The organism is Aeromonas simiae (assembly GCF_000820125.1).
Classification (GTDB): Bacteria; Pseudomonadota; Gammaproteobacteria; order Enterobacterales; family Aeromonadaceae; genus Aeromonas; species Aeromonas simiae.
The window spans coordinates 16,667-36,991 of record NZ_CDBY01000096.1 but is presented as its reverse complement, the minus strand read 5'-3'; the positions used below and the strand labels follow the sequence as shown (position 1 = coordinate 36,991).

Genomic DNA, 20,325 nt, shown 5'->3' with positions numbered 1-20,325 from the left:
TCCCACCCCCTCCCACCAGTTGCAGTTGGTGTCACCCGAGCCAGAGGCCACGATCCGCGACAACCAGGGGCAGGTGCGAATTGCCGCCCGCCTCACCCCGGCTATCACTCCCCCCTTCACCCTCAAGGTCTGGCTGGATGGCAGCCTGGTCGCCAGCCTGGAGAACGCCCTGGCACTGCAACTGCAAAACGTCGACAGGGGCGCTCACCGCCTGCATCTCGACGTCGTTAGCCCAGACGGTACGATCCTTGCTAAAACCATAGAATCCAGGTTCTACCTACACCGGGCCCGGATCGGTTCCCAGCCCAAGGCGACGCCCAGGCAATAGGGAGTGATCCGACGCACCAGAGCGGGTAGACTTCAAGCACCACTTTGGTGCAATGCACCGTTTTAGGGAGAAGACCGTGCCAGACCGCTCCTCTGATCATGCCAGGGTCGTTCTCGACAATCTGCTCACTGCCGTCATCCTCATCGACGAACAGCTGTGCATTCACTACGTCAACCCGGCGGCCGAACAACTGCTCTCGTTGAGCCAGCGTCGTCTCATCGGCCTCGAACTGCCGCAACTGCTCGAGCACATCTCCCTCGATCTGCAACGGCTGCGCCAGGGGCTTGGCTCCGGACAGGGGTTTACCGACAGCGAGGTAACCCTGGTGGTCGAGGGCGAACCCCGTCTGGTCGAGATCAGCGCCACGCCGCTGGCCGACCATGAGCAGCGCCTGATGCTGGTCGAGCTGCGCAAGATCGACCAGCAGAAGAAGATCAGCCAGGAGTTGCAGCAGCACGCCCAGCAGCAGGCAGCCAAGGAGCTGGTGCGCGGCCTGGCCCACGAGATCAAGAACCCGCTCGGCGGACTGCGCGGGGCGGCCCAGTTGCTGCAAAAAGAGCTGCCCGACCCCGCCTTGCGCGAATATACCGGCATCATCATCGAGCAGGCCGACCGGCTGCGGCTCTTGGTCGATCGCCTGCTCGGCCCGCAGCGCCCAGGGCGCCACCAGGTGCACAACGTCCACTCGGTGCTGGAGCAGGTGCGCCGCCTGGTGGAGCTGGAGCTGCCGGCCGGGATCCGCATCGAGCGCGACTATGACCCCAGCATCCCCGACTTCGAGATGGAGGCCGACCAGTTGCAGCAGGCCTTCCTCAACATAGTGCGCAACGCCGCCGAGGCCCTCGGCGAGCAGGGGGTGATCCGGCTGCGCACCCGCACCGCCTTTCAGGTGACCATCCACGGCCAGCGTTACCGGCTGGCGGCCGAGATCAAGATCATCGACAACGGCCCCGGCATCCCGGAGGGGATCCGCGACACCCTCTTCTACCCCATGGTGACCGGCAAGGAGGGAGGGACAGGGCTCGGCCTCTCCATCGCCCAGAACCTCATCGACCAGCACAAGGGGCGTATCGAGTGCATCAGCTGGCCGGGCCACACCGAATTCTGCATCTATCTTCCGCTTCGCAAATGAGGACACACCATGACAGCTAAGGTATGGATCGTCGATGACGACAGCTCGATTCGCTGGGTACTGGAGCGAGCCCTCAGCAGCGAAGGCATGATCTGCGAGTCCTTCGAGGCCGGCGAGGCCCTGCTCGATGCCCTGCAACACAGGGCACCGGACGTGATCCTCTCCGACATCCGCATGCCGGGGCTGGACGGCCTCAGCCTGCTCGACCAGATCCATCTGCTGCAACCGGATCTGCCGGTCATCATCATGACCGCCCACTCGGATCTCGACAGCGCGGTCAACGCCTACCAGCGCGGCGCCTTCGAATACCTGCCCAAGCCGTTCGATATCGATGAGGCGGTGGCCCTGGTGCGGCGCGCCGAAAACCACCTCAAGGAGCAGCGCAGCAAGCGCCGCATCACCCAGCCCGAGCAGGACAGCACCCCCGAGATCATCGGTGAGGCGCCGGCCATGCAGGAGGTGTTCCGCGCCATCGGTCGCCTGTCGCGCTCGAGCATCTCGGTGCTCATCAACGGCCAGAGCGGCACCGGCAAGGAGCTGGTTGCCCATGCGCTGCACCGCCACAGCCCGCGTTCCCACAAGCCCTTCATCGCCCTCAACATGGCGGCCATCCCCAAGGATCTCATCGAATCTGAGCTGTTCGGCCATGAGAAGGGGGCCTTCACCGGCGCCAACAACATCCGTCACGGCCGCTTCGAGCAGGCCAACGGCGGCACCCTGTTTCTCGACGAGATAGGCGACATGCCGCTCGACGTGCAGACCCGCTTGCTGCGGGTGCTGGCCGACGGCCAGTTCTATCGGGTGGGGGGACACCAGCCGGTGCAGGTAGACGTGCGGATCATCGCCGCCACTCACCAGAACCTGGAGAAGCGGGTCGCCGAAGGGGACTTTCGCGAGGATCTCTTCCACCGCCTCAATGTCATCCGCATCCACATCCCTGCACTCAAGGAGCGACGCGAAGACATTCCGCAGCTGGCGCGCCACTTCCTGCTGCGCGCCGCCCGCGAGCTGGGGGTCGAGCCCAAGAGCCTGCATCCGGATAGCGAGGTGTACATGAGCCGCCTGCCCTGGCCGGGCAACGTGCGTCAACTGGAGAACGTCTGCCGCTGGCTCACCGTGATGGCGTCAGGGCAGGAGGTGCTGGTGTCGGATCTCCCCTCCGAACTGCTTCATCCGGGCGAGAGCCCGCAAGAGAGCCGCGAGGGGGGCGCTCCGCTCAACTGGCAGGAGATGTTGCAGAGCTGGGTGGCCACCCGGCTGGCGCGCGGCGAGGTGGACATCCTCTCCGATGCCCTGCCCCAGTTCGAGAAGATCATGCTGGAGACGGCGCTGGAGCACACCCATGGCCACAAGCAGGAGGCCGCTCGCCTGCTCGGCTGGGGCCGCAACACCCTGACCCGCAAGCTCAAAGAGCTCGACCTCTAGTCAGAGCAGCAGCGGGCCCAGCTCGGCCAGCCGGCTCAGCTCCACATCGGGCAGTTGGGCCGGACGGGCCAGCCCCCGCTCGTTGAGCCAGGCGCAGCGCAAACCATGGCGGCGGGCACCGAGCAGATCGGTGATCGGGTGATCCCCCACGTGCAGCACCTGCTGGGGCGGTAGGTTCAGATCCGCCAGCGCCAGAGCAAACAGATCCGCTTCCGGCTTCATCCTTCGCCCCTCACCGGCCCGATGCACATGGCGAAAATAACCGGCCAACCCCGCCCACTCCAGATCCAGGTTGCCGTTGGTGATGGCCACCAGCGGGTAACGCTCGGCCAGCTGGCCGAGCAGTTGGTGTGTCTGCGGCGCCACCTCCACCTCCGAACGCTGCGCCATGAACAGGGTAAAGACCCGCTCGGCCTCGGCCTGCGCCTGGGTTGGCGCCATGCCACCGAGTTCGAGACCGGCCTGCAACTGACGGCGGCGGGAGAGGCTCACGTCGTGGGCCAGCTCGGGTTCGGCCAGCAGCAGGGCTCGCTTGATGTCGGCCCAGCGCGCGGCATCAAGCATGGCTGTTTCTAGGTACTCCCCTCGCATGTGCGCCACCAGCCAGGCTTCCGCCCGCACCATGGTGGGGCGGTTGTCATAGAGAGTGTCGTCGAGATCGAAGGTGATGGCGCTCACCGGCTGCCATCGGCGGTAAAAACGCATGGAGGCTCCTTGTTACTCGTCCTCGTCCTGGCTGCGTTTGGCGCGGGGATGCGCCTGGTCATAAACCTTGGCCAGGTGCTGGAAATCGAGGTGGGTATAGATCTGGGTCGTGGCCAGGTTGGCGTGGCCGAGCAGCTCCTGCACCGCCCGCAGATCGCCGGAGGACTCCAGCATGTGGGTGGCGAAGCTGTGGCGCAGCTTGTGCGGGTGCACATGGGCATCCAGCGCCTGGCGGTTGCCCCACTGGTCGAGGCGCAGCTGCACCGAGCGAGCGCTGATGCGCCGCTTCTGCTTGGAGAGGAACAGGGCCGGCTCGTCCGCCTGGGCGAAAGCCGGACGCATGGCCAGCCACTTGCCGAGCCACTCCACCGCCATGCGCCCCACCGGCAGCAGCCGCTGCTTGTTGCCCTTACCGGTGACCCGGATCTGGCGCTCGTCGAGCTTGAGATCCACCAGATCCAGCCCCACCAGTTCGGAAAGGCGCAGTCCGCTCGAGTAGAACAGCTCCATCATGGCGCGATCACGCACCGCCAGCGGGTCCTGCTCGTCGATGGCGAGCAGCTGATAGACCTGATCCACATCGAGATTCTTGGGCAGCGGGCGCCCCTGCTTGGGCGCCTGCACCCCACGCGCCGGATTGGCCGTTAAGCGGCCATGGCGCACCAGCCAGTCACACAGGCTGCGCAGGGCCGATAACTTGGCCGCCAGGGTGCGGGGCACCAGCCCCTCCTTGTGCAACCGGGTCAGCAGGCTGCGCACCTGACTCCCCTCCAGCAGCGACCAATCCTCGACGCCGAGGGCGCTGACCCGCTCCGCCATCTGCTCGAGGTGGCGGCGATAGCTGTCACGGGTATGGGCACTCAGCTGCCGCTCGACCCGTAGAAATTCGATGAAGGCCTCGATATCGGCCAGCAGGGCGGGGGCCGGCTCAGCCACGGAGCAGCTCGGGCAGGCGCAGTTGCAGCAGGCGGCCAAGCTGGCCGAGCAGCAGGGTATCGTTGTGAGGTGAGAAGTGGCCCGGATCCGAGCTGGCAAAGGCCAGCAGGCCGAGATCGCCGAGGCGCAGCAGGGCCACCGAGTTGACCAGCACATCCTGGCCGAACAGCATCTGCCGCTCCCCCAGACTGAGCCGCCCCTGGTAGCTCTCCTGCCCCGGCAGGCGGGTGGTGAGCAGGGTATCAAGCTGGCGCTGATCGGCCAGAAACAGCCCCTCCCCCTCGGCCACCTTGACCTGATTCGGGTTGAGCCAGATCCGCACCGCGGTCAGGCGCAGCTGTTGTACGAAGGCGCGCGCCAGCAAGCGGCTGAGATCGAACAGGTTATGGCATTCGAACAGATCGGCATAGACACCGGCATAGACCCGGAACAGCCGCTCGTTCTGGCTGGCCACCTGCATCAGCTCGGTGATCTCCAGCTCAAGCTGTTCGATGCGCTCACGCTGACGCACCATCTGCAACTCGACCAGAGAGACAGCCCCCCGCTGATCGTGCGGGATGCGGAGGCGATCCAGCAGCGGGGGGTGACGCAGAAAGAAATCAGGATGACGGGCCAGGTACTCCAGCACCTGCCCCTCGTCAGTCGCACTTTCCTGCAAAGATACTTCACTCATAGCTCGATCTGTCCGTCAAACACATGCTCGGCCGGCCCGGTCATGAAGACGGGCGTACCCGGCCCCTTCCAGGCAATGGTCAGATCGCCGCCCGGCAAAGAGACCTTGACCCGCTCCTTGAGCTTGCCGAGGCTCATGCCGACCACGGCCGCGGCGCAGGCGCCGGTACCGCAGGCCAGCGTCTCGCCGGCACCGCGTTCGAACACCCGCAGCGTCACCTCACCGGCGTTGACCACCTCCATGAATCCCACGTTGACCCGCTCCGGGAAGCGCTCATGGCGCTCCAGCAGGGGGCCGAGGGTCTCCACCGGCGCCTCAGCCACCGAGGGCACCTCGATGACGCAGTGGGGGTTGCCCATGGAGACGGCACCGCACATGACGGTGTGCTCACCGGCGCGCAGCAAGTAGGTCTTCTCGGCCTTCTGGGCACGGAAAGGGATGCGGCCCGGCTCAAACTGGGGCACCCCCATGTTGACCGTCACCTGATTGCCCTGCTCCAGTTGCAACACAATCTTGCCACGCGCCGTGCTGACCGCGATGCGATCCTTATTGGTGAGCCCCTTGAGGCGCACGAAACGGGCGAAGCAGCGAGCCCCGTTGCCGCACTGCTCCACTTCAGAGCCGTCGGCATTGAAGATGCGGTAGTGAAAGTCCTGCTCCGGATCGTAGGGCGGTTCGACCAGCAGCAGCTGGTCAAAGCCGATGCCGAAGTGGCGATCCGCCAGGCGCTTAATCACATCGTTGCTGAAGAACACCTTCTGGGTGACACCATCGACCACCATGAAGTCGTTCCCGAGCCCGTGCATCTTTGAAAATTCAATCAACATCAAGGGCTTCCGTTTTATTGAGGCAGCAGATTCTCACCCTGCCAGAGTTGCTCCAGGCGCTCGCGCTCGCGCACCAGGTAGGCCTGCTCACCATCGACCATCACCTCGGCAGCACGCGGCCGGGTGTTGTAGTTGGAGGACATCACGAAGCCGTAAGCACCGGCAGAGCGCACCGCCAGCAGGGAGCCGGCCGCAATAGCAAGCTCGCGCTCCTTACCGAGGAAGTCACCGGTTTCGCACACCGGGCCCACCACGTCGTAGAGGGCGCGCGGGTATTCCGCCCGGCTGTCCACCTCGATGATGTTCATCCAGGCGCCATAGAGAGAGGGGCGCAGCAGATCGTTCATGCCGGCATCGATGAGCGCGAAGTTGCGGCTCTCACCCGGCTTGAGGTACTCGACCCGGGTCAGCAGCACGCCGGCGTTGGCGGCGATGGCGCGGCCCGGCTCAAACAGGATGGTCAGCTCACGGCCAGCCAGCTTCTGCTTGAGGGCGCTGGCATAGTCGCTCGGATGCGGGGGCTGCTCGGCGCCATAGTTGACCCCGAGGCCGCCACCCACGTCCAGGTGATGAATGTGGATCCCTTCGGCCGCCAACCCATCGATGAGGCGCAGCAGCTTGTCGGTGGCCTCCATGAAGGGGGCCAGCTCGGTCAGCTGCGAGCCGATGTGGCAATCCACCCCCTTGATCTCGATGTGGGCCATGGCCGCCGCCTTGCGGTAGATGGCCGGCGCCAGCTCGATCGGGATACCGAACTTGTTCTGCTTGAGACCGGTAGAGATATAGGGGTGGGTGCCGGCATCGATGTCGGGGTTAACCCGCACCGAGATCGGCGCCTTGCGGCCCATCTCACCCGCCACCCGATTCAGGCGCTCCAGCTCGGCCTCGGATTCGAGGTTGAAGCAGAAGATCTCCTTTTCGAGCGCGAAACGCATCTCCTCTTCGCTCTTGGCGACCCCGGAGAAGACCACTTTTTTGGGGTCCCCCCCGGCCGCCAGTACCCGCGCCAGTTCACCGGCGGAGACGATGTCAAAACCGGAGCCCAAACGCGCCAGCACGTTCAGCACCCCCAAATTGGAGTTGGCCTTCACGGCGTAGCAGATAAGATGGGGAACATCACCGGCGGCCTGATCGAAGGCGTGCCAGTGGCGCTCAAGGGTGGCGCGTGAGTATACGTAAAGCGGGGTGCCATGAGTGGCGGCCAGCTCGGCAAGCCGGCACTGCTCGGCTCTCAGCTGACCGTCGGCGTCATAGTTGAAGTGATCCAAGGGGGAGGTTCCTTCCTAAATTAGTGCTGCTCGGTCCCCGGGGCAGTCTGCTCAGTGGTGGCCGGCGGCTCCTGTGGAGCGCTCGGCTGTTCTGCCTTGGGTTGTTCGACGGGAGGCATGTAGAGCGGTCCCTTGAGCCCGCAGGCGGTCAGACCCAGACAGAGGAGTGCGGCCACGAGGCCCTTGGCGAGCTGGATTGTCATAAAGGTTCGCTGTGAAAATAATTCCGGCTCTCTATAATCGCACTCACATTGTTAAAAGCAACAGGATAAACCGATGAAGGATCACGAGTATCACGCCCTGGTGGACGCCTTTTTCCAATATGTTGAAGACACGGTGGACGAGCAGTATCCCGACATCGACTGTGAACGAGCAGGCGGCATTCTGACCCTGGTCTTTGAGAACAAGAGCAAGGTGATCCTCAACAAGCAGGAGCCGTTGCACCAGATCTGGGTCGCCACCCGGGAAAATGGCTACCACTTCGATCTTAAGGGTGACAGCTGGATCGACAACCGCTTCGGCAACGAACTGAAGGCCCTGCTTGGCAAGGCATGCAGCGATCAGTCGGGCGAGCCGGTTCGTTTCCCATGATAGACCTGCATCCCAGCGGCGCCCGCCACGCCGTCATCTGGCTACACGGGCTCGGCGACTCAGGCGCCGGGCTGGCTCCCCTGATCGACGCCCTGGCGCTGCCAGAGAGCCTGCCGGTGCGCCATCTGCTGCCGGATGCCCCGGAGCGCCCGGTGACCATCAACATGGGTTACCGGATGCGCGCCTGGTATGACATTGAGAGTTTCGACGACATAGAGCGTCGTGCCATCATCCCCCATGTCCGGGAGAGCGCCGCCCGTATCGAGGCCCTCATCGACCAGTTAATCGGCGAAGGCTTTGCTCCCGAGCGTATCGTGCTGGCAGGCTTCTCTCAGGGAGGCGTCATTGCCTCCTTCACCGCCCTGCGCCTGCCGGTGGCATTGGCCGGATTGCTCTGCCTCTCCACCTACCTGGCTCAGCCCGACACCCTGCTGGGTGAACTGACCGAGGCGGCCCGGGCCACCCCCATCTGCTACATGCACGGCCTCTATGACGATGTGGTGCCCCTTTCGCTCGGCTGGGAGGCCAAGGGCCGGTTAGAGCAGGCCGGGCTCGCCCCCGAGTGGCACGAATACCCCATGCGCCACGAGATCTGCATGCCGCAACTCGGCGATCTGCGCACCTGGCTGCTGGCACGCTTAAGCGCCTGATCTCCTCATGCAAAAGGGCCTGCAACTGCAGGCCCTTTTTGTTTCCAACGAGGGATCACCCCACTTCACGGCTCGGCCCCTGGCTGCGATAGGGGATCACCTGGGGTTCACCCCCCTGATTGATGATCTCGTAGAACTGGGGCAGGTTGAAGTTGATGAAGGCGCCTTCGTGGCTGATCCGCTCGTGGTTCGAGGTATAGAAGCGGTTGACCCCCTGCACCAGATCGTCCTTGTTACCGGAGAAGTGCTGGTAGACCTCGACCCGGTTCGCCTCGTCGAGGATGTAGATGTTGTAACCGCTGCCCTGGGTCTCGAAGAAGAACTGCACCAGCCCCTCGCTGGCGTAAGCATCGACGATGGCCGGCAGGTGCCGGCTGTGAGTCTTGTCGAGACGCAGCGGCAGGTGGTCGAGCTTGTTGTGGGAGATGTGGCGATAAAAATCGACCGCGTTCTCCAGCTTTTTCACCGACACGCCGCGGCGCTCGAAGAAGATGCCGTACTTCTCATGCCCGAGGGCCAGCGTCTTGACCAACCGCGGCTTGTCGCGGGCCAGACGCAGGTCGATACACTCGGCCAGCAGTTGTTGGAAACGGGCCCGCACCAAGGAGCGGAAGTGCTGGCTATAGCAGAACACCTCGATGCGCTCAGGGGCGTCGGCATCCTGGTGCATCTTGCCAAGGATGGTGGTGAGGGCATCGACCACCGCCTCGTCACCACGAAAATGGAGGGTGCGGATCTCGCTCCAGGAGTTGCGGTAGACCAGATCGACGGTGCCCACCAGACACTCCTGGTTACGCCCGAACGAGAAGACGTCGGCAGCGTTGGCGTCAAATTCGATCACCTGACCGACCCAGTGGCTGGTCGGATCGACCTCCAGGTTGAGGAAGATGGCCAGCTGGCGGATCTCGCAGGGGCGGCTCAGGGCCAGGTTGCTAGCGGCCGGGTACTTGACCGGGAAGGTGGTGGAGAGATCGCGACAGAACTGGTGCAGGTTGTCGATGTGCAGATCCGAGCCCTGGTTAAACAGGTGTACCCGGCTCTGCTGGGTCAGCAACCCGTTGAAATAGCACCAGGCGGCCAGCTTGCTGATGTAGCTGTTGAACTCAAGCGGAGCACGCCCGATGATGTCGATGGGCTCGAGTGAGTGCTTGTAGAGGTACCAGCCGGCGCGGTTGAGGCGGCCATGGGGCACCTGGATAAAGCTGAGATCCGGCTCGCTCAGGTTAGGCGCGATCTTCAGGTTGATGCGTTGCACCTTGCCCGGCAGGCTCTCGAACGCGGCGTAGAGCTTGCGTGAGAGGATCCCGATGTCTTCGGGGTTGATCGACTCGCTGATGCGGTTGCGGCGAGCAAACTGGATCAGGTTGCGGTAGCTCTGCATCAAGGCATCGAGCAGCTCGGCATAGGCCTCTTTCACCTCTTCCACCTTCCAGTGGCGGCGGCGATCCAGATGGTGCAGCTTCTCCTCGCTCCAACCCCAGTAACTGACCAGCTGGCCCAGTTGCTCGCGGCGCCAGGCCGGCGCGTGATCGCTCAAACCGTCGCACACCTTGAGGTAGAAGCAGCGGCGCACCAGATCGAGGCGCTGCATGTCGCCGATCGACTTAAGGTAGTTGGTCACCTTGTCGAGCATCAGACAATAGGTATCGAGGCGATAGCTCATCACCTCATTGTTCTGGAACCAGCATTTGCTCGCGATCGACAGCAACCGGGTTTCGGGATACTCGTGGGAGTAAGCCTCCATCAGCACCGTCTTGAGCACGGCCTTGTAGGGGGAGTCGATCCCCTTGTAGAGCTGCCACAGCGCCGAACCGAAGTACTCCTCGGCCGGAATGCGGTTGAACGACCCCAGGTCGAGCCATTCATCGCGCTGCAACTCGCCACGCGCGAACAACCCCTGCACATACTGCTCGTAGTTCTCTTCATATTGCAGCGGCACCAGATACCAGAGCAGGCGCTTACCGGCCAGGCGCATGGCGCTACGGTAGAACTCGTCGAGCAGCAGCAGGTGTTGGGCGCTGCCGCAGCTCTCCCCTTCCATCTCTGCGCTGTTGGACTGGCGGAACTTGTTCTCGGGAATGAGGAAGAAGTTGAGCTCGACACCACGTTGCTCGGCCCAACGAGAAAGCAGCAGGCACTTGTGATCGAGCAGCTCCAGGCGCTCTTCACTCAACCCGGTCGCATGGCAGATCCAGATGTCGAGATCCGAGTGGCAGCACTGGCCGATGGAGGAGGTGCTGCCCATGGTATAGAGGCCGAGGATGGAGCGATCGGAGGTAGAGAGCCCGCCACTGCAATTGGCAGTCAGGCAGATATCATCGATGAAGGCCTGCTGCTCCTCATCCGGAATAAAGCTCCAGATACCATGAGGCACCTCGCCCGACACATAGCCGGGCAATAGCGGATGGTTGAAGTGCAGCAGTACAGGCAGCAGACGAAAGACCTGCTGACCGTAGCGACTCATAATACCCAACGCCCGTTCGGTCTTGAGCTGGTTCAGCTCATCATAACGACGAACGAGTGTCTCCAGATTTGCGAGCAAGGGCCTGCCTTTTATCAGATGAGAGACACCGCCAGGGGAAGGGGGGGTGTCGACAAACTGTGATCATGTTAACAATGCAATTCATGGTGGTAAACATGGACACAGATAAACCAGGGATTATTTCTTGTCCGACCAGATCCGGTTTCATTGGTAATGGTTTTATTCATTAATAATCAATATGTTGAATTACCTCTCACTAAAATAGAAATAAATTGCATTTACACCTTTTCGGCCCCGATCGCGCTTTTCCCGGCTCGCTCATGAAAGCCTGTTCAAAGGGTGGTAAGATCGTTTTCCTTGTAAAAAAGATGCAACAGATTGATATGGCAGCCAGAACCCTGAGAATCGCCACCCGAAAGAGCCCGCTGGCCATGTGGCAGGCCAACTACGTCAAGGCCCGCCTGGAGGCCCTCCACCCGGAGCTGCGGGTAGAGCTGGTCCCGATGAGTACTCAGGGGGACAAGATCCTCGACACGCCGCTGGCCAAGGTGGGCGGCAAGGGGCTGTTCGTCAAAGAGCTTGAGGCCGCCATGCTGGAGGGGCGCGCCGATATCGCCGTGCACTCCATGAAGGATGTACCGGTCGACTTCCCCGCAGGGCTCGGTCTGCACACCATCTGTGAGCGCGAAGATCCGCGCGATGCCTTTGTGTCCAATCACTTCTCCACCCTTGATGCCCTGCCCCACGGCGCCGTGGTCGGCACCTCCAGCCTGCGCCGGCAGTGCCAGCTGCGGGCTGCCCGCCCGGATCTGGTGATCCGCGACCTGCGCGGCAACGTCAACACCCGCCTCGCCAAGCTCGATGCCGGTGAGTACGACGCCATCATCCTGGCTGCCGCCGGCCTCAAGCGACTGGAGATGGCGTATCGCATCACCGCCTTTATCGAACCCGAGCAGAGCCTGCCGGCCAATGGCCAAGGGGCTGTCGGCATCGAGTGCCGCCTCGATGACGAGGAGATCAAAGCGCTGCTGGCACCGCTCGAGCACCCGGAAACCCGGGCGCGCGTCCTGACCGAGCGGGCCATGAACCGGGCTCTGCAAGGGGGCTGCCAGGTGCCTATCGGTGCGTATGCCCTGGTTGAAGGAGAACAGATCTGGCTGCGCGGTCTGGTCGGCAGTCCCGATGGACATCAGGTGCTGCGCGACGAGATCCGCGGCTCGTTAGCCGAGGGAGAGCAGCTGGGGGCAACACTGGCCCAACGCTTGCTTGCTGCCGGTGCCGATCGCATTCTGGCTGAGGTATACGGCGCATGACGCCGCTGGTGGTGCGCCCCCAACCCCAGGCTGATGCCCTGGCGCAGCGGCTGCGTACCGCCGGGCACCACCCCATCGTCTGCCCCTTATTGGAACTGACCCCGGGCGACGAGCTGCCAGCGCTGCCGGAACAACTATCCCAGGCCGATCTGGTGGTGGTAGTCAGCCGTCACGCCGTTCTTTTTGCCCATGATTTTCTATTGCATACTGGTCTGACCTGGCCAGCTATCGAGTACTTTGCCGTCGGCGAAGCCAGTGCCATGGCCCTGCACGACGTGGGCTTGCAGGGCGCCTGGCCCGAAGATCCACGCAGCGAGGGTCTGCTGGCCCTGCCCGCCCTGCAACAGGTGGCGGGCAAGCGGGTGCTGATCCTGCGCGGTAACGGCGGGCGCGAACTCATCAGTAGCACCCTGCGCCAACGCGGGGCCGAGGTGACCTGCCTCTGCGTCTATGCACGACACTACCCGGCGCAAGATGGCGAAACACTCTGCCATCAGTGGCATCATAAGGGGCTCGACAGCCTGCTGGTGACCAGCGGTGAACTACTGGATGCCCTGCTGGCGGTCACGCCGGCGCAGCACAGGGAGTGGCTGCAACGACTCCCGCTCATCGTACCCAGCCCGCGTGTCGCCGAGCAGGCCGCGGGGGCCGGTTTTCTCGATATAACGACAGCCCGGGGGGCCGACCACGATGCCCTGCTGGCGGCTCTGGAACTGAGGAAGATGGAATGACACAAGAAGAGAAGCAGGCCAGCGTGGCCGGTGAGACCGCTCCCGGACATGCCCAACCGGTGCAGCACAAAAAAGCGAGCGGCCGTGGTGGCGTCGTGCTAGGTGGTATCGCCATCGCCCTCACCCTGGGGCTGACCGGCTGGATCTACCTGCACGGCCACCAGCAGGGCAATGCCCAGCAGGCCGAGATCGCCGCCCTCAAGAGCCAGTTGGCCGGCGCCATCGACAGCATAGGGGCGCTCAAGCAGACACAAAGCCAGGATCTGACCGGCTGGCAAACCGGTCAGAAGCAGTTGCAAGAAGAGATGCAGAGCCTGCAAGGCCGGGTGCTCGACCTGAATGAAAAACGCCCGAACGACTGGCTACTGGCCGAATCCGAGTACCTGGTACGCATGGCGGGCCGCAAGTTGTGGCTGGAGCACGATCTGGTCTCCGCGGTCACCCTGCTGGCCAACGCCGACGAACGGATCAAGGCGCTCAACGACCCCAGCCTGCTGCCGCTGCGCAAGGCGTTGGCCGAAGACATCGCCAAGCTCAAGGCCCTGCCGACCCTGGATCGGGAAGGTCTGACCCTCAAGCTGGCAGCCCTCTCGGATCAGATCGACCTGTTGCCGATGAACGCCGTCGCCATGCCCGAAGCCATCACGCCGGCCGATCAGCAGGTCAGCGGCCAGCTTGATGACTGGCAAAACAACCTGAAGAAGAACTGGGTCAATTTCACCGAAAACTTCATCACCATCCGCCGCCGCGATGGTGCCGTCGAAGCCCTGCTCTCTCCGCAGCAGGAGATCTACCTGCGCGAGAACCTCAAGACCAAGCTGCTGCAAGCGCAGCTGGCGGTCTACCGCGAACAGCAGGATCTCTATGCCGACAGCCTCGACAAGGCGCAGCGCTGGGTGAAGCAGTACTTCAACCAGGACGACAGCGCCACCCGCTATGTGCTGGGCGAACTGGCCAAGCTGAAGGATGAACAGGTGAAGTTCGACTATCCCGAGCGCTTCCAGACTCAGGCCATCCTCGAGCAGGTGCTCAATGATCGCCTGCAACGCATTCTGGCCGGTCATTGAGAGGAAGCAGCATGATTCGCATCATCTTACTGGTTGCCGTGCTTATCGCCGGTCTGGTATTCGGGCCGGAAGCCGCAGGCAACAAGGGTTACGTACTGATCGCACTGGGCGACTATACGGTGGAGAGCTCTGTCACCAGTCTGGTCATCCTCGCCATCCTGCTCTATGGCGTGCTGCTGGCCGTCGAGTGGCTGCTGACCCGGGTACTGCGCCTGCGTCGCAACACCCTCGGCTGGTTTGGCAAACGCCGGCGCAATAAGGCCAACCAGCAGACGGTGGCCGCCACCCTGGCCATGGCTGAGGGGCACTATCGTCAAGCCGAAAAACTGCTGGTCAAGAGCGCCCGCAATAGCGACACCCCCCTGCTCAACTACCTTGGCGCCGCCAAAGCGGCCCAGGCCCGTGGAGATGAATCGCGCCGCGACGAGTATCTGCAACTGGCCCAGCAGGAGAGTCCCAAGGCCGAGCTGGCACTGACCCTCACCCAGACCCAGTTGCAGATCGAGCAGGAGCAGTACGAGCAGGCACTGGCGGCGCTGGAGCCCATCTATGCCCTCCATCCGCGCCATCCCATGGTGATCGAGCAGTTGACCCGCATCCATCGCGCCCGCCACGACTGGCCGGCACTGATCGAGCTGCTGCCGGTGCTGCGCAAGGTGGGCCGCATCAACGCCGAGCGGGAGGAAGCGTTGCTGGAAGAGGCGTGGAATGCCCGTCTCGAGGCCGCAGGCAGCGAGCTTGAACCGCTGCGAGCCCTGTGGCAGGAGATGCCACGCAAACTGCGCCAGCAACCGATCATGCTGCTGGCCTATGGCAACCGCCTGCGCGCCCTCGGCGCCGAGAGCGAGGCGGCCGATCTGTGGCTCGATGCCCTGCGCAAGGAGAACTCCCCCCTGCTGCTGACCGAATTGCCGCGCCTCAAGCTCGACAACTATCAGACCATGTTAAGTCAGTTGCGCAAGATGCAGGATCAACCGGGAGCCCGCGCCGCTCTCGGCCAGGTCGCCCTGCTCGCCGGTGAGCTGGAGGAGGCACAACGCTTACTGGAGGCCGAATTGGCCGAGCAGCCGAGCGCCCCGGTCTACTACGCGCTGGCCCGCGTCATGGAGCAGCGCCGTCTGACCAGCAAAGCCAACGAGTACTATCGTCTGGCGCTCGAGCTGGCCATCGGCTGATCCTGCCCCGCTTGCATATGTTTGAGGCCACCCCCTGGGTGGCCTCGTCGTATGGTCTTGTGATCGACCGCTTGGTCTCAGATTGTGCATTCCGTCTGGTGTTGGCTTGCTATGCTGCCCTCCTTGCGCTTCCAGGCGCTAGAAATGCCAGTGTCTGTGCTGCATTGCCTTGAAGCCCTGAAGCGGCTTGGTACAGGCACAGCGCGGATATTCCTCCATGAAGCGCGACAACCCCTCCAAGAGTTGCAGACGCAGTGAGGAGAGCGGCTCGTGCCAGGCATGCAGGCAGAAGTGGCCGGGGATCAACACGTCCTGGTAGGCGTGCAATAGCTCGTCTGGCCAGGGCTCCAGCTCGGGGCCGTGCTGACAGAGGTAGTAGGCGGCGGGTTCTCTTGCATAGATGAACTGGACCTGCGCCAAATCACGTTGGCTAAGCGCCTGACTGCCGATGTGGCAAGTCAGCTGTTTGCCTGTGGCCAGTTCGATGAAGTGACCCCGCTGGCGGCAGGGCACGATGCGATACCACGGCAGGGGCGAGGTCGCTGAATAGCCCTCAAGCTCCTGTTCCAGCCAGTGCCGGCACTCAGGGGTCTGTACCTGATGTTGCATGGATCTGAGTTGATCCAGAATGACACCGTACGATGGCTTGGTGGCCACACTCGCACTCATTGCCGCTCCCTCCCTAGTGCACGACATCCCAATGGAAGTATGGGTCGGGATCACGACAAAGAGCCAGCTCATGGATTGACCAAAATCAAATCAGATGGCGATTATTTATGCAAAAGGGCAATAACAACTAGCCCACCAGATAGGTGCCTGTGCCGAAGGCGATGTGGATGCCCTCTTCGTTATGCAGCTCCATACGAGCCACCGCCACCTTGCTGCCGGCGCGGATGATGTGGGCGGTGGCGATAAATGCCTGACCGCGTCCTGGCCGCAGGTAATCGACCCGCAGATCGATGGTGCCAAGGCGCGAGAAGCGTTCCTTGAGATAGCTTGGCGAGAACTCCTCCAGCTCGTCGATGCAGGAGGCCGCCACTATCATGCCGCCGGCCACATCGAGCAGGCTGGCGGTCACGCCACCGTGCAAAATGTTGTGGAAGGGGTTGCCAACCAGCTTGTCATCCATGCGAATGCGCAGCTCGACCCGCTCAAAGTCGTAGTGAGTCACCTCCATGCCGAGCAGCCGGTTGAACGGCATCTTCTCGGTAAACAAGTTGGCTATGCCGCTTAGGGCCATCTTCTTGAGCATCTGTTTCATTCCCTGATCCCTGGGAGTGGAGTAAAGACTCCAGCCAGTCTGCAACAGACCATTAACATAAGCAATCGCGGTTTATTGTGAGCGCCCCCTGCTTTAGAATGACGCCCCCGGAGGAGAGAACATGACCGCCATCGCCGAGACCCTGCCCGATACCCCGCTTGCCCTGCTCCAGACCGTGTTTGGTTATCAGCAGTTCCGGGAAGGGCAGCAGGAGATCATTGAACAGGTACTGGCTGGGCGCGACGTGCTGGTGCTCAAACCCACCGGCGGCGGCAAGTCTATCTGCTACCAGATCCCGGCCCTACTGCGTCCCGGCCTCGGGGTGGTCGTCTCCCCTCTCATCTCGCTGATGAAGGATCAGGTCGACACCCTGCGCGCCAACGGGGTGGCGGCGGCCTACCTCAACTCGGCCCTGAGCCGCGAGGAGATGGTGCAGGTCATCTCGGCCATGCGCCACGGCGAGATCAAGTTGCTCTACGTCGCCCCCGAGCGGTTGTTGCAGCACGATTTTCTGGATCGACTGGCAGAGATCCCGCTCGCCCTGTTTGCCATCGACGAGGCCCACTGCGTCTCCCAGTGGGGTCACGATTTTCGCCCCGAATACGCGGCCCTCGGCCGGCTCAAGCAGTGGTTTCCGAATGTGCCGGTGATCGCCCTAACCGCCACCGCCGACGAGGCCACCCGGCAGGACATGCTGACCCGCCTCGCCCTGCACGATCCTCTCATCCACATCGCCAGCTTCGATCGCCCCAACATCCGCTACAACCTGGTGGAGAAGTTCAAGGGGGCGGAGCAACTGCTGCGCTATGTGCAGAGCCAGAAGGGCAACTGCGGCATCGTCTATTGCTCGAGCCGCAACCGGGTGGAAGAGGTGGCCGGGCGACTGGTGCGCCACGGCTGTAAGGCGGCGCCCTATCACGCCGGCCTGCCGCTGGAGCAGCGCCAGCAGACCCAGGATGCATTCTTGCGCGACGACGTGGAAATCGTGGTCGCCACCGTCGCCTTCGGCATGGGGATCGACAAACCCAACGTGCGCTTCGTGGTGCACTACGACATCCCTAAGAATATCGAGTCCTACTATCAGGAGACCGGCCGCGCCGGCCGTGATGGCTCCCCCTCCGAAGCGGTGCTGCTCTACGATCCGGCCGACATTGGCCGGGTGCGCCTGCTGCTTGAGAACATCGAGAACCCGCAGCAGCTACAGGTGGAGCAGCACAAGCTCAACGTGATGGCGGCCTTTGCCGAGGCCCAGACCTGCCGCCGTCAGGTGCTGCTCAACTATTTTGGTGAATACCTCGACCAGCCGTGCGGCAACTGCGACGTCTGCCTCGACCCCCCCAAGACCTATGACGGTACCGAGGATGCCCAAAAGGCCCTCTCCTGCGTCTGGCGGGTCGGCCAGAGCTTCGGCATGGGCTATGTGGTGGAGGTGCTGCGCGGCTCGCTCAACCAGCGCATCCGCGATCACGGCCACGACAAGCTCTCCACCTACGGCATCGGCAAGGATCACAGCGCCGAGCACTGGCAGAGCGTGCTGCGCCAGCTCATCCACAAGGGGCTGCTGACCCAGAACATCACCCGCAACATGGTGCTGCAACTGACCGAGGCGGCCCGCCCCGTGCTGCGCGGCGAGATGGCGCTGGAGCTGGCGGTGCCGCGGGTACAACCGGTCTCGAGCCGCAAGGAAAAACGCATCCGGCTCGACATCGGCAACTACGACCGCAAGCTGTTCAAGGAACTCAAGGGGCTGCGCAAACAGATTGCCGAAGAGGAAGAAGTCCCGCCCTACGTGGTGTTCAACGACGCCACCCTGATGGAGATGGCCGAGGCGATGCCGATGACCGCGCGCGACCTGCTGGCGATCAACGGTGTCGGCCAGCGCAAGCTGGAGCGCTTCGGCGACGCCTTCATGGACAGGATCATCGATTACTGCCGGCGCTGAGCCGGTTACGGTTTGAGCGAGGCGTACCAGGCCGCCAGGACGTCGATGTCGGCGTCCGAAAGTAGCTTGGCCATGGGGGCCATCACCGGATCGACCCGCGTGCCGTCACGAAATGCCTTAAGCTGCTTGGCCGTGTACTGGGCGTTCTGCCCCGCCAGATGGGGATAACCCGGGATCACCGCCTTACCCTCTCCCCCGTGACAGGCGATACACACCACCGCTCTCTCCTTGCCGGCAGCCGCATCGGCGGCATGCAGCAATGGGGTGCCAAGCGCCAGCAGGATGGCGGCAAACGGGAAATACTTCATAGACACACTTCCGCAGGGATAAAAGAAGGCGGCAGTATACGCAAGCACCGCCTCACTCGGGCAGGTGTGCAAGGAGCAAATGTGAAGCTGCACAACACTTTTTCCACCGAACTGCCCTGGGCCTGCGAGCCGGTCACCCCCACACCACTTAGCGGCGCACGCCTGCTGCACCTCAACCGATCGCTGCTCACCGAACTGGGGCTGGCCGACGTGAGCGACGCCGATTGGCTCGCCTGCTGCGGTCAGGGGCGTCCACTGCCCGGCATGGCGCCGGTGGCCCAGGTCTACGCCGGCCACCAGTTCGGCAGCTATGTGCCACGCCTCGGCGATGGCCGCGCCCTGCTGCTCGGTCAGCAGGAGGCCCCCGACGGCCAACTGTGGGATCTTCACCTCAAGGGGGCCGGCAAGACCCCCTTCTCCCGCTTCGGTGACGGTCGCGCCGTGCTGCGCTCGTCGATCCGCGAATACCTAGCGAGCGAGGCGCTGCACGCCCTCGGTATCCCCACCACCCGCGCCCTGGTGCTGGTCGGCAGCAACGAGGCGGTGCAGCGCGAGACCCTGGAGCCGGGCGCCACCGTGCTGCGCGCGGCCCCCAGCCACCTGCGCTTCGGCCACATCGAGTACTTCGCCTGGAGCGGCCAGGGGGAGCGCATTCCGGCTTTGCTCGACTACCTGCGCGTCCACCACTTTGACGGACTGGACGACGCCGGCCTGTTTGCCGAGGTGGTGCGCCGCACGGCCCTGCTGATCGCCCGCTGGCAGGCGGCCGGCTTCACCCACGGGGTGCTCAACACCGACAACATGTCCCTGCTCGGGCTCACCCTCGACTACGGCCCCTATGGCTTTATCGATCGCTACGTGCCCGATTTTGTCTGTAACCATACCGATAGCATCGGCCGTTATGCCCTCGATCAGCAGCCAGCGGTGGGTTACTGGAACCTGCAAAAGCTGGCCCAGGCCCTGGCCGGTCACCTGCCCGACGCGGCACTGCAACAGGCACTGGATGGCTATCAGCAGACCCTGATGCTGGAGTATTCGACCCTGATGCGCGAGCGCCTCGGCTTGCAGTGCTGGGAAGAGGATGACCCGGCCCTGTTTCGCCGCCTGTTCCAGCTGCTGGCCGCAGGGGGAGTGGACTACCACCTGTTCCTGCGCCGCCTCGCCCGCCTCAACTTGCGCGGTGAGCTGTCACCAGGCCTGCTCGCCCTGTTGCCGGAGGGCGAGGCGTGGCCACGCTGGCTTGATGACTACCGTGCGCGCCTCGCTCGCGAGGGGAGCCAGGACGATGAGCGGGCACGCCGCATGGAGGCGGTCAACCCCAAATATGTGCTGCGCAACGCGCTGGCCCAGCGGGCCATCGACGCCGCCGAGGCTGGAGACATGGCCCCCTTCATCCGGCTGTTCGAGGCGCTGCGCCACCCCTTCGACGAGCAGCCCGAGGCAGAGGATCTCGCCACCCCCTCCCCCGACTGGTATCAGTGCACCACCCTTTCCTGCAGCAGCTGAGGAGC

The 20,325-nt window shown here is 63.4% G+C and carries 20 protein-coding genes and 1 pseudogene; 11 read left to right on the top strand and 10 right to left on the bottom strand.

Annotated elements, in window-relative coordinates:
• The 3 genes and pseudogenes from BN1134_RS20110 to glnG all read left to right on the top strand — a co-directional run.
• Window positions 1-328: pseudogene (locus BN1134_RS20110) on the top strand (DUF4124 domain-containing protein); the annotation flags it as partial.
• Window positions 329-404: 76 nt separating this feature from the next.
• Window positions 405-1,460: a nitrogen regulation protein NR(II) gene (gene glnL, locus BN1134_RS18525; protein ID WP_042049014.1), complete on the top strand. Its 1,056-nt coding sequence runs from the start codon at window positions 405-407 to the stop codon at window positions 1,458-1,460.
• A 9-nt stretch (window positions 1,461-1,469) separates the two neighbouring features.
• A complete protein-coding gene (gene glnG, locus BN1134_RS18520) occupies window positions 1,470-2,885 on the top strand; it encodes a nitrogen regulation protein NR(I) (protein ID WP_042049013.1) in 1,416 nt (471 codons plus the stop codon).
• Here glnG and BN1134_RS18515 read toward each other — a convergent pair whose 3' ends face one another.
• Genes BN1134_RS18515 through lptM form a run of 6 tightly spaced genes read right to left on the bottom strand, consistent with a single transcriptional unit; the run spans window position 2,886 to window position 7,497 of the window.
• Window positions 2,886-3,590 carry an HAD-IA family hydrolase gene (locus tag BN1134_RS18515; protein ID WP_042049011.1) on the bottom strand — a complete coding sequence of 235 codons (705 nt, stop codon included), beginning with the start codon at window positions 3,588-3,590 and terminating at the stop codon, window positions 2,886-2,888.
• A 12-nt stretch (window positions 3,591-3,602) separates the two neighbouring features.
• On the bottom strand, window positions 3,603-4,526 hold the full coding sequence (gene xerC / locus BN1134_RS18510; RefSeq protein ID WP_084214867.1) for a tyrosine recombinase XerC: 924 nt from the start codon (window positions 4,524-4,526) through the stop codon (window positions 3,603-3,605).
• A complete protein-coding gene (locus tag BN1134_RS18505) occupies window positions 4,519-5,199 on the bottom strand; it encodes a DUF484 family protein (protein WP_042049008.1) in 681 nt (226 codons plus the stop codon). The genes xerC and BN1134_RS18505 overlap by 8 nt, the downstream gene beginning before the upstream one ends.
• Window positions 5,196-6,026, bottom strand: coding sequence for a diaminopimelate epimerase (gene dapF / locus BN1134_RS18500; RefSeq protein WP_042049006.1), 831 nt, complete (start codon window positions 6,024-6,026; stop codon window positions 5,196-5,198). Before dapF ends, BN1134_RS18505 begins: the two co-directional genes overlap by 4 nt.
• 14 nt (window positions 6,027-6,040) lie before the next feature.
• Window positions 6,041-7,294, bottom strand: a complete 1,254-nt coding sequence (gene lysA, locus BN1134_RS18495) for a diaminopimelate decarboxylase (RefSeq protein ID WP_042049005.1) — start codon at window positions 7,292-7,294, stop codon at window positions 6,041-6,043.
• A 20-nt stretch (window positions 7,295-7,314) separates the two neighbouring features.
• Window positions 7,315-7,497 (bottom strand): LPS translocon maturation chaperone LptM, encoded by a 183-nt coding sequence (gene lptM, locus BN1134_RS18490; protein ID WP_042049004.1) that lies wholly within the window; start codon window positions 7,495-7,497, stop codon window positions 7,315-7,317.
• 73 nt (window positions 7,498-7,570) lie between these two features.
• Here lptM and cyaY point away from each other — a divergent pair, with 73 nt between their 5' ends.
• Together cyaY and BN1134_RS18480 are read left to right on the top strand one after the other, a co-directional pair.
• Window positions 7,571-7,885, top strand: coding sequence for an iron donor protein CyaY (cyaY, locus tag BN1134_RS18485; protein WP_042049003.1), 315 nt, complete (start codon window positions 7,571-7,573; stop codon window positions 7,883-7,885).
• A complete protein-coding gene (locus tag BN1134_RS18480) occupies window positions 7,882-8,535 on the top strand; it encodes an alpha/beta hydrolase (RefSeq protein WP_042049002.1) in 654 nt (217 codons plus the stop codon). The genes cyaY and BN1134_RS18480 overlap by 4 nt, the downstream gene beginning before the upstream one ends.
• Window positions 8,536-8,590: 55 nt before the next feature.
• Here the strand turns inward: BN1134_RS18480 and BN1134_RS18475 are convergent, their stop codons facing one another.
• Window positions 8,591-11,077 (bottom strand): class I adenylate cyclase, encoded by a 2,487-nt coding sequence (locus BN1134_RS18475; protein WP_042049001.1) that lies wholly within the window; start codon window positions 11,075-11,077, stop codon window positions 8,591-8,593.
• Between the two features lie 323 nt (window positions 11,078-11,400).
• Here BN1134_RS18475 and hemC point away from each other — a divergent pair, with 323 nt between their 5' ends.
• The 4 genes from hemC to BN1134_RS18455 are packed head-to-tail and all read left to right on the top strand — an operon-like array spanning window position 11,401 to window position 15,303.
• Window positions 11,401-12,330 carry a hydroxymethylbilane synthase gene (hemC, locus tag BN1134_RS18470; protein WP_042049018.1) on the top strand — a complete coding sequence of 310 codons (930 nt, stop codon included), beginning with the start codon at window positions 11,401-11,403 and terminating at the stop codon, window positions 12,328-12,330.
• Window positions 12,327-13,061: a uroporphyrinogen-III synthase gene (locus tag BN1134_RS18465; RefSeq protein WP_042048998.1), complete on the top strand. Its 735-nt coding sequence runs from the start codon at window positions 12,327-12,329 to the stop codon at window positions 13,059-13,061. Before hemC ends, BN1134_RS18465 begins: the two co-directional genes overlap by 4 nt.
• A complete protein-coding gene (locus tag BN1134_RS18460; RefSeq protein ID WP_042048997.1) occupies window positions 13,058-14,128 on the top strand; it encodes a uroporphyrinogen-III C-methyltransferase in 1,071 nt (356 codons plus the stop codon). The genes BN1134_RS18465 and BN1134_RS18460 overlap by 4 nt, the downstream gene beginning before the upstream one ends.
• A gap of 11 nt (window positions 14,129-14,139) precedes the next feature.
• On the top strand, window positions 14,140-15,303 hold the full coding sequence (locus BN1134_RS18455) for a heme biosynthesis HemY N-terminal domain-containing protein (RefSeq protein WP_042048996.1): 1,164 nt from the start codon (window positions 14,140-14,142) through the stop codon (window positions 15,301-15,303).
• Window positions 15,304-15,441: 138 nt separating this feature from the next.
• Here the strand turns inward: BN1134_RS18455 and BN1134_RS18450 are convergent, their stop codons facing one another.
• Together BN1134_RS18450 and BN1134_RS18445 are read right to left on the bottom strand one after the other, a co-directional pair.
• Window positions 15,442-15,972 (bottom strand): AbiTii domain-containing protein, encoded by a 531-nt coding sequence (locus BN1134_RS18450; RefSeq protein WP_042048995.1) that lies wholly within the window; start codon window positions 15,970-15,972, stop codon window positions 15,442-15,444.
• Between the two features lie 127 nt (window positions 15,973-16,099).
• A complete protein-coding gene (locus BN1134_RS18445; RefSeq protein WP_042048994.1) occupies window positions 16,100-16,564 on the bottom strand; it encodes a thioesterase family protein in 465 nt (154 codons plus the stop codon).
• A gap of 121 nt (window positions 16,565-16,685) precedes the next feature.
• Between BN1134_RS18445 and recQ the strand changes: the two genes are divergently transcribed.
• A complete protein-coding gene (gene recQ / locus BN1134_RS18440) occupies window positions 16,686-18,506 on the top strand; it encodes an ATP-dependent DNA helicase RecQ (protein WP_042048992.1) in 1,821 nt (606 codons plus the stop codon).
• Between the two features lie 5 nt (window positions 18,507-18,511).
• On the opposite strand, the gene BN1134_RS18435 is transcribed toward recQ, so the two are convergent.
• Window positions 18,512-18,814 carry a c-type cytochrome gene (locus tag BN1134_RS18435; protein ID WP_042048991.1) on the bottom strand — a complete coding sequence of 101 codons (303 nt, stop codon included), beginning with the start codon at window positions 18,812-18,814 and terminating at the stop codon, window positions 18,512-18,514.
• A gap of 81 nt (window positions 18,815-18,895) precedes the next feature.
• Here BN1134_RS18435 and BN1134_RS18430 point away from each other — a divergent pair, with 81 nt between their 5' ends.
• Window positions 18,896-20,320 (top strand): protein adenylyltransferase SelO, encoded by a 1,425-nt coding sequence (locus BN1134_RS18430; RefSeq protein ID WP_042048990.1) that lies wholly within the window; start codon window positions 18,896-18,898, stop codon window positions 20,318-20,320.
• Window positions 20,321-20,325: the final 5 nt, after the last annotated feature.

Excerpts from the sequence above, each read along its gene's own strand:
- glnG (WP_042049013.1), top strand. The coding sequence starts at position 1,470 with ATGACAGCTAAGGTATGGATCGTCGATGACGACAGCTCGATTCGCTGG.
- BN1134_RS18515 (WP_042049011.1), bottom strand. The coding sequence starts at position 3,590 with ATGCGTTTTTACCGCCGATGGCAGCCGGTGAGCGCCATCACCTTCGAT.
- BN1134_RS18505 (WP_042049008.1), bottom strand. The coding sequence starts at position 5,199 with ATGAGTGAAGTATCTTTGCAGGAAAGTGCGACTGACGAGGGGCAGGTG.
- dapF (WP_042049006.1), bottom strand. The coding sequence starts at position 6,026 with ATGTTGATTGAATTTTCAAAGATGCACGGGCTCGGGAACGACTTCATG.
- lptM (WP_042049004.1), bottom strand. The coding sequence starts at position 7,497 with ATGACAATCCAGCTCGCCAAGGGCCTCGTGGCCGCACTCCTCTGTCTG.
- cyaY (WP_042049003.1), top strand. The coding sequence starts at position 7,571 with ATGAAGGATCACGAGTATCACGCCCTGGTGGACGCCTTTTTCCAATAT.
- BN1134_RS18480 (WP_042049002.1), top strand. The coding sequence starts at position 7,882 with ATGATAGACCTGCATCCCAGCGGCGCCCGCCACGCCGTCATCTGGCTA.
- hemC (WP_042049018.1), top strand. The coding sequence starts at position 11,401 with ATGGCAGCCAGAACCCTGAGAATCGCCACCCGAAAGAGCCCGCTGGCC.
- BN1134_RS18465 (WP_042048998.1), top strand. The coding sequence starts at position 12,327 with ATGACGCCGCTGGTGGTGCGCCCCCAACCCCAGGCTGATGCCCTGGCG.
- BN1134_RS18460 (WP_042048997.1), top strand. The coding sequence starts at position 13,058 with ATGACACAAGAAGAGAAGCAGGCCAGCGTGGCCGGTGAGACCGCTCCC.
- BN1134_RS18455 (WP_042048996.1), top strand. The coding sequence starts at position 14,140 with ATGATTCGCATCATCTTACTGGTTGCCGTGCTTATCGCCGGTCTGGTA.
- BN1134_RS18450 (WP_042048995.1), bottom strand. The coding sequence starts at position 15,972 with ATGAGTGCGAGTGTGGCCACCAAGCCATCGTACGGTGTCATTCTGGAT.
- BN1134_RS18445 (WP_042048994.1), bottom strand. The coding sequence starts at position 16,564 with ATGAAACAGATGCTCAAGAAGATGGCCCTAAGCGGCATAGCCAACTTG.
- recQ (WP_042048992.1), top strand. The coding sequence starts at position 16,686 with ATGACCGCCATCGCCGAGACCCTGCCCGATACCCCGCTTGCCCTGCTC.
- BN1134_RS18435 (WP_042048991.1), bottom strand. The coding sequence starts at position 18,814 with ATGAAGTATTTCCCGTTTGCCGCCATCCTGCTGGCGCTTGGCACCCCA.